Raw genomic sequence first — 7,895 nt, forward strand, 5'->3', positions numbered from 1 at the left:
CGCAAACCATGGAAGAAATCATCGCCAGGGTCGAAGCGGTTGATTTGGAACGCGTCCGCGAGGCCGGCAAGGCATTGCTAACCGGGACGCCGACGATTACCGCCCTTGGCCCGGTAAAAGACATGCCGGGTTATGATGATCTGTCAGCACGCTTGCGCGTCTGATTTAGGATTTGTTTTTTAAGGCCACGTCAAAAATTTGACGTGGCCTTTTTTATTTGCGTGTCGTTGCACGCAACACCGGTTCTACGGCAATGATGTGTTGCTGATATGCAGAGGCCGGGGCTTCGAGACGCTGTTGCATGGCATCGACCGCCGCCTTGACCAGTTTGCCCGCGTTCTGGCGAATGGTTGAGAGGTTGTAGGACAGCCATCCGGTCTGATCGATATCGTCAAATCCGAGTATTTGAATATCTTCGGGGATGCGCAATCCATGCCGGTAGCGCAAACCATCCATCACACCCAGTCCGATCAGGTCGGTACCGCAAAATACACCGTCGATCTTGTCAAGATGTGCGGCAATCTGATCGGCGGCATGCAAGCCCGATGCATAGGATTGACCGTCGATTTCGACCATTTGTAAAGGGACATTTTCCTTTTGGCAGCGACTTACATATGCATCTATCCGGCCATTTACCGAATATGTCGGTATTCGGGGGGATATTGCGCAAAACTTCTGAACACCGGCCGATTTCAGTAAGTCGAAAGCAAGTTGTCCGCCTTGGTTTATATCCATACTGACTTGGTCGGCACCCGTCACATTGGCCTCGCGATTGACGAGGACGACGGGGATGCTCAGACGATTACATTCAGCAATGATGCTTTCCGGTGGTGTGCCAGAGGTAATGATCATGCCCGCTACGTTGTAGCTGAACAATGAGGATGTCAGATTGTCGATATCGTCCGGGGTTTCAGCACTTAGAAGGATTGGGCAATAGCCTCGGCGAACAAGTTCGGCTGCGGTGATTTTGATCTGCTTGGCGCGGAACGGCGATTCCGCTGCAGAAGCCACGACCCCGACCAGACTGGATCTGCGGCTTTGCAGACTGCGGGCCAGAAAATTGACGTGATAACCCAGCTCTTTGGCCGCAGCCATGACCCGTTTTCGGGTTTCGGTGGAAATGCTGGCACCGTCAGTAAAGGCGCGTGATACGGCCGAACGTGAAACCCCGGCGAGGATTGCAACATCATAGGAGGTCGCCGCTTTGCCTAAAGGCGGTGTCATGCGAAAAACCGTTCATAGCAACGCCGAAACCCGAAGGCATCGGATAGATTTACGTAATCGGGGCGGTGAAGAATGATTTTCTCGAATGTGGCAATGTCCGTTCCCATATAGGCAATCATGCTGGCAACGCCGTGTTTTTGGCATTGTGCTATGTCATCCATATCTTCGTCAGGTGTGAATTCAATGATCGCCGCACCAAGATCGGCAATTGCCTCGTCAAGGCTGCTGTAATCCTGTCGGCGTGTCATGATTTTGGCTGTTTTGCAAAGCTGACGCAAGTTGCCGAGAATCTGACGGTCAAAGGACCAGAAGAAACACCTGTCAAGGCAGTCTGCGATATCTACGGCTTTCAGAATAGGTTCGACAGGCCCGGTTTTGAGTTCCAGATACAGATGACCGTCATATATCCGTGCAATATCGAGAACGTCGTCGATTTGCGGAATGGCTAACCCGGCAAAAGCCCGCGCGAACCATTTGCCGGCATCAAGTTTGCGCAGATCCGCCAGACTTTTGGTGGCGACCATTCCCTGGCCGTTGGTGGTTCGGGCCAGATCGGCATCATGCATGATGATCGGCATTTCATCGCTACTGCTGCGAATATCGCATTCGACATGCGAAAAACCGGCCGCAAATGCACAATGCATGCTGGCAGTCGTGTTTTCGGGCAAAAGGCGCTCAGCCCCGCGATGACAGACGATTTTGACCGGCCAGTCGGCATTTGGTCGAAACGGATTGACCAGTTCTGGCTTGTTGCTGCAAATGCCCAGAACCGGCAATGCGCGAAGTCGGGCCATGATGTCGGGCCGTTCTTCGTGCCATAGAACGATTTGCTGTCCTTGTGATTGCGCCTTGGCGATCAGGTCGGGCGTAACAAGGCAGTCGGGACGGGATGTCATATTTTCCCAGCATAAATGCAGGATGTCGAAATTCTCGGTTCCCTCGAAAGGGTCCGCGTCGGCCCGGATCAGTGTTGCCCGCGGATATGGACAATCGGTTTTTCCGAGATCGATAAGAATATCGCGATCAAATGCTCCGAGAATGGCTTTTTCGATATGCGCGGCACGGAGCTGCTCCAGAACAGGGTGGGCAGCGTCATATGCTTTTATATCAGCATAGATACCGATATCGTTCCGTTGTGCCAGGGCCAGAACATCGCTAAAGCGCGCAATGGGATAGCCTGCATCCTTTGAGGCAAGGGTGATTTCGTCAAAAGTCATATTGGCGATTTGCCGTTTACCACCATCATCATCAATGATTTCGGGATCATGCCAGACAACGACAATTCCATCCCGGCTGAGACGTAAGTCGACTTCAAAGAAATCGGCCCCCAATGCGTGCGCCAGTTCAAAAGATGCCAACGTGTTGTCCGGTGCATAATCGCTGGCCCCACGATGAGCGATGGAATAGGGCCGGTCTGGTGACATCCAGGGGCGGACGGTTTTGCGGGAGCCGGTCAAATGCGTTCTCCCTGTCCGTCAAAGGCCAGAAGATGCTGGCTTGCTATTCCCCACTGAATCGTATCACCAGGGTTCAAATGATCATTTGCGGGCTGGATCGAGCACAAAACCCCGCCATCGGACAAGGCGACATCATACAGATTTTCCCGCCCCTGAGTTTCGATGGCCAGAATATGTCCGGAAATTTCGTTGCCAAATTGCGGGCCAAAATGCTCGGGGCGTATGCCCAAGTTTATTTTGTCTGGCAGGTTCGATTGTTTCAGGTGTTGGGGGCGTGGTAAAGCCGCACCGCCAGCAATCATTTGATTTTCGTGAAGTTCGGCAGGCATGAAACGGATCGGGGGATTCCCCAAGAATTCAGCAACAAACATATTGGCCGGGTTGGCATACATTTCCCTGGGTTTGTCGAGCTGAACAACTTTGCCCTTTTGCATCAGGGCAATACGATCACAAATCGACATTGCCTCGACCTGATCATGGGTAACAAGGATGGCGGTGATTCCGGTTTCCGACTGAATTCGCCGAATTTCCGAACGCATTTCCAGCCGCAGTTTGGCATCCAGATTAGCAAGCGGTTCATCAAGCAGCAGAACGTCGGGGCGCCGGATTAAGGCCCGGGCAAGGGCCGTGCGCTGTTGTTGTCCCCCGGAAATATTGGCCGGTTTGCGTTCAAGTAAATCACTGATCTGCACAAGTTCGGCAATGTCGGCAACCTTGCGACGAATTGTTGCCCGGTCGGCCTTTTGCACGACAAGGGGGAAGGCAATATTTTCAAAGATGCTCATGTGTGGGTACAAGGCGTAGTTTTGGAACACCACGCCGACATTGCGTTTTTGCGACGGCAGATTGGTTACGTCCTTGTCGCCGAACAGCAACTGTCCTTCGTCCATGCGGTGGATGCCGCAAATTGAAAAAAGACTGGTTGATTTGCCGCAACCCGAAGGGCCAAGAAGCGCGATCATTTCGCCGCTTTCTATTGTCAGCGAGACATTGTCGACAACGGCTTGTCCGTCAAAACGTTTGGTGAAATTGCGCAGCTCGATTTTCATCAGCCTTTCGTGCCTCCGCCGTAGATGTTCATAAGTTTTCTTTGGAAAATCATGTAGGTGATGATGACCGGAATGACATAGAACAAGCCGACCGATTTCATCAGGTTGAAGTCGATGGAGCTTTCGTCCGCGAGCATTGTGGCAAGATAGACCGACAGTACCTGTGACTTATTGCCCGGTGCCAAAACCAGCGGCAAGACAAGCTCGCTCCATGCTGTCAGGAAGGAAAAAACCAGCAGCGCCATCATTCCGGGTTGGACCTGTGGAAGGACAAGTTTGCGCCATACGGTAAATCGGCTGGCACCGTCCTGTACGCCGGCCATTTCGATTTCCCAGGGAACATTGTCGTAAAACCCCTTCATGATCCAGATCCCAAAGGGAAGCTCAAGTGCGCTTTTAACCATGATGACGCCGATCAGGCTGTCATAGAGGCCGAGCGTTTGCAGGATCAGAAAAATGGCGATGATCAATGTGATTGTCGGAAAGGCATGCAGCATGATCAGCCCGCTAAGAAAAAACCGGCGAAACGGGATGTTGAGCCGCGAAAGCGCATAACCCGCCGTCAGAGAGATCGCCAGAATGGTCGTGGCTGTGGTGATGGAGAACACAAAAGTGTTCAGCGTAACCCGCCAGATATTGGCGCTGCTGTTTTCTGTGGTTTGCCATAGAAAACGCCAGTGTTCGAAGGTGATCTCGTCGGGGATCAGAGTTCCCGGTTGTGTGTTGGTGATGGTGTCGACGATCAGATAAAAACACATGATCAGTAATGGTAGCGAAAGCAGGGATAACAGAATGATCATCGGCGCAGCTTTGAAATTTCTGCTTTGTATTGGCATGCCTGCCTCCTATCGTTCGATCCGCGGTTTACTTACAAGGTCGCGGAAATTGAACAGCCTCATATAGACAAGGCTTGCTGCGATCCCGATGGCGACAAGTATCAGGGCGAATGCTGCGCCATAGCCGTACTGCAAATTGCCGCTATAGTTTCTCAGTGCAGTATGAAAGGCCGCCAGCGCCCAGACTTCGGTGCTTTTGCCCGGTCCGCCATCCGTGGTCAGCAGGATGTGTTCAAACGATGCCAGTAACGACAGTGTTTCATAGGAGGTAAGAAACAGAATTGGCCATCGAAGTTGCGGTAAAATAATGTGCCGGATCTGTTGGAATCGTGATGCGCCATCGACTTCGCTGGCATGGAGCATTGATGCCGGGATTGATCGAATGGCGCTTGAAAACAGGATCATGCCCAAAGATGCACCGACGGATCCGTTGATCAGGATGATCGTGACCCAGGCGTGGGTTGACGTCTGCATCATCCAGTTTTGTGCCGGAATGCCCAGCGGGGCGAGGATAGTGGATAGAAATCCCGTATCCCAGGTGAACCATTTCCACATCAGGACATAGAGAACGGGGGGCAGTATCCGTGGCAGGAACCAGATGGTGCGAAATGTATTTGCAAATCCTTCTGGCATGTAAAACGTTGAAATCGCCAGAAACAAGCCAAAACCAATATTGAATACAAGCGTTAAGGTCACATAAGCCAACGTATTCAGCGCGTAGCGCCAAGTGGCCGGTAATGAAAACAGGCGTTTGAAATTATTGGTTGTCCATTGCCAGCCGGTATAGGCGACCGAGGTTACCGCAGGAATATCGGCCTGTACGGCGCCGGTTTGTATTACAGCCGTGATGAAATCGACTTTGCTGGTGAAACGCTGATTCAGGATCGAGGTGCCGAAAAGATCGGCGGCCTTTTTGCGATCACGGGGGGACCGAATGCGGTGTTTCATGTCCTTTAGGGCACGTTCAAGTTCGCCACGATTTTTGAAGATGTCGTTGTTGTGGCGTTCCTTTAGCTCATTGGCGATTTCGGTGCCGAATTCCTGTGCCAGCAGCAACAGGCCGTGGTCGTCGACCTGATAGGTGGTATCGGCCAGGGCATCCAGCGTTTTTTGGGAAACACCGTGCGCCTGCATTTCGTCAAGGTTGTTGGGCGATAATAGGTAATCACCCCCGGAAATACCGGTTGCGGTACTCATATTGGTAAATGAAAAAACGGCAGTCATCACGACGGGGGCAAAAAAAAGGAACCCGACGATTAACAGTGCGGGTGTTAAAAATCCCACGCCCAGCCAACTGATATGTTTCATGACAATCTTACTTTTTGATGCCGAGGAACAGGGCAAAGGAAATAGACTTCCCTTGCCCTGTAAAAATCGGAATAGGCGTTATCGGATGATCAGGTCGTCGCCAAGTGCGGCTTTCATTTCCTGTTCCACCTCGGCAACGGCGTCTTCAGGACTTTTGATACCGCCCCAGGCGGCTTCAAGGCCCTTCCACATGATCTGCGAGAACTGACCATATTTCTGATTGTTCGGTTGGGCGTTGGCATAAGGCAGCAGGCGTGCGGTCGCTTCGCGGGCCCAGCGGTCATTTGCATAGAAATCAATATCCTGCTCCAGCGGGCTGATGCCCAGATGTGCGGATTTGATGGCATGCAATGCGTTGATACGGGGTTCGCTGGCAATCTTGATAAGTTTGGCAGCAATTTCCAGTGTATCTTCATCCCCCTGCTTGGCTAACAGATATACCAGCGGATGGGTGATGGTGTTCGGACGCCCTTCATCCTTGTTACCCTTGGGTATTAAGGAGAACTGGATCGTGCCAAAGAAATCCTCGTTGCCTTCCTTTATATAGCGCGCGTAATGCCAAGTTCCCCCGTGCCAGATAGCGGCCTTGCCGTGGGAGACTTCATTGTACCATTGGTTCCATTCTGTTCCGATGTGGTTCCTGCGGGTTACCCCGGCATTCACACAATCAACAAAGAACTGGTAGAAATCAGTCATGCTTTTGCGGTCAAGCAGCAGCTTGCCGGTTTCGGGATCGACCAGTTTGCCGCCAAAGGATTGATAGAACTGGGCATAATCCGGCCCATTGGAAACACGGGGATAGAAGCCATAGCCTTTTTCGACAATGCCTGCGTTAACGGCTTTTTTGGCGTCTTCCAGAACGTCGTGAAGGGTGTAGTCACCAGTTGCAACCCGTTCTGGCAGGGCATCAATTTGCGCGTCGCTATATCCGATTTTGCGCATCGTATCGCGCCAGAAAAACATCGGGCGGCTTTCTGAATCCTGTGGGATGCCCCACTGCACATTTCCCAGACGGGCGATGCTGATAAGGTTGGGGTATATATTGTTGGTCGGCCAGGAATCGATGTCGATATAATCCTCGATTGGCACGATATAACCAGCTTGGGCCCAGGGCGCGATGTCGAGATGGCTGGTTACGGCAATATTCGGGGCTTTACCGGCCTCGGCGGCCAGTGTGAAGGCCTGCTTGAACTGATCCCATCCACCAAAGTCCCGGCGTTTTTCCACCTGGATGTTCAGTTCTTTACCCTCAAGAGCGTATTCGCGTTCGAGCATGTCGGCAGCCATTTCGATGGCCTCGAGGCGGTAAGCATCAGGTGGGTTGGTACCACCCGCCCAGACGCTGATCGTGTAATCTTCAGCAAAGGCCGGGGCGGCGGCGAGCGACAGCATGGCTGCTGCAATGGCCGAGCTGTATAGCTGGGTACGGTTCATGCGGATCTCCTTTGATTAGGCGGGTGCGACAGGCAATGGGAAAAGCAGGCCGGTGGTTTTGCACACGTGTGCAATTGATGTGTTTTTAACCGCCTAAAAAGTCACTGAGCTGACGGTTTTATAAAAGTTTGGTTGCAGTTTTCCGGCTTGGCCAAGCTTTGTCGGGCGTCAGATTGGTCGTTTGGGGCCGGTATCCGTGCTTTTTGTGTATATTCTGATCTATGAAAGTCGGAGTTTGCGGCCATATCGAACGGGGGAATTTTGGTGCATGGTCGGTCGATATTTGTTCGCCAAGTTGGGCGGTCATTGTACAGGGCGTGCGTTGTTTCTTTTGCCGGAAGGAAATCGTTGGTGTATCCGGTTAGGACAGGTATCAGGTGAGGCAAATCACGACATGCATTACGCATTTGACATTGGCGGATCGAAAATCGAATTCGGGGCGTTTGACGCGGCGGGTGATATCCAGTCCCACATCAAAGTGCCGACACCGGCCGATGATCGTGATGCTTTTGTCGCGGTCATTGCCGGGGTGATTGGCGATGCCGATGCTGAGTTTGGTGCGGCTTCTGATATCGGTATCAGTTTTG

The 7,895-nt window shown here is 52.2% G+C and carries 7 protein-coding genes and 1 pseudogene; 1 reads left to right on the top strand and 7 read right to left on the bottom strand.

Translation table 11 applies throughout. From position 1 onward, the window contains the following. Positions 1–213 precede the first annotated feature (213 nt). The 7 genes and pseudogenes from ACN0RL_RS19255 to ACN0RL_RS19285 form a co-directional block, all read right to left on the bottom strand. The gene (locus ACN0RL_RS19255) at positions 214–1,224 is read right to left on the bottom strand and encodes a LacI family DNA-binding transcriptional regulator (protein WP_085617055.1); all 1,011 of its coding nucleotides are present in this window, start codon (positions 1,222–1,224) and stop codon (positions 214–216) included. After that, positions 1,221–1,991 carry a glycerophosphodiester phosphodiesterase gene (locus tag ACN0RL_RS19260; RefSeq protein WP_417519774.1) on the bottom strand — a complete coding sequence of 257 codons (771 nt, stop codon included), beginning with the start codon at positions 1,989–1,991 and terminating at the stop codon, positions 1,221–1,223. The genes ACN0RL_RS19255 and ACN0RL_RS19260 overlap by 4 nt, the downstream gene beginning before the upstream one ends. 33 nt (positions 1,992–2,024) lie before the next feature. Then, positions 2,025–2,648: pseudogene (locus ACN0RL_RS19265) on the bottom strand (glycerophosphodiester phosphodiesterase); the annotation flags it as partial. A 29-nt stretch (positions 2,649–2,677) separates the two neighbouring features. Next, complete coding sequence (locus ACN0RL_RS19270) at positions 2,678–3,730, bottom strand: ABC transporter ATP-binding protein (protein ID WP_085617059.1); 1,053 nt, start codon at positions 3,728–3,730, stop codon at positions 2,678–2,680. Beyond that, entirely contained in the window at positions 3,730–4,566 is an 837-nt protein-coding gene (locus ACN0RL_RS19275) for a carbohydrate ABC transporter permease (RefSeq protein WP_085617061.1), read from the bottom strand. Before ACN0RL_RS19275 ends, ACN0RL_RS19270 begins: the two co-directional genes overlap by 1 nt. Before the next feature lie 9 nt (positions 4,567–4,575). Beyond that, complete coding sequence (locus ACN0RL_RS19280; protein WP_085617063.1) at positions 4,576–5,874, bottom strand: carbohydrate ABC transporter permease; 1,299 nt, start codon at positions 5,872–5,874, stop codon at positions 4,576–4,578. A gap of 78 nt (positions 5,875–5,952) precedes the next feature. After that, complete coding sequence (locus ACN0RL_RS19285; RefSeq protein ID WP_085617064.1) at positions 5,953–7,308, bottom strand: extracellular solute-binding protein; 1,356 nt, start codon at positions 7,306–7,308, stop codon at positions 5,953–5,955. 394 nt (positions 7,309–7,702) lie between these two features. Here ACN0RL_RS19285 and ACN0RL_RS19290 point away from each other — a divergent pair. Then, on the top strand, positions 7,703–7,895 hold a 193-nt coding region (locus tag ACN0RL_RS19290), incomplete at its 3' end, for an ROK family protein (protein WP_417519772.1).

Source organism: Marinobacter sp., from assembly GCF_048259445.1.
Taxonomy (GTDB): domain Bacteria; phylum Pseudomonadota; class Gammaproteobacteria; order Pseudomonadales; family Oleiphilaceae; genus Marinobacter.

Coding starts and splice junctions, on each gene's coding strand:
- ACN0RL_RS19255 (WP_085617055.1), bottom strand. CDS start 1,224: ATGACACCGCCTTTAGGCAAAGCGGCGACCTCCTATGATGTTGCAATC.
- ACN0RL_RS19270 (WP_085617059.1), bottom strand. CDS start 3,730: ATGAAAATCGAGCTGCGCAATTTCACCAAACGTTTTGACGGACAAGCC.
- ACN0RL_RS19275 (WP_085617061.1), bottom strand. CDS start 4,566: ATGCCAATACAAAGCAGAAATTTCAAAGCTGCGCCGATGATCATTCTG.
- ACN0RL_RS19280 (WP_085617063.1), bottom strand. CDS start 5,874: ATGAAACATATCAGTTGGCTGGGCGTGGGATTTTTAACACCCGCACTG.
- ACN0RL_RS19285 (WP_085617064.1), bottom strand. CDS start 7,308: ATGAACCGTACCCAGCTATACAGCTCGGCCATTGCAGCAGCCATGCTG.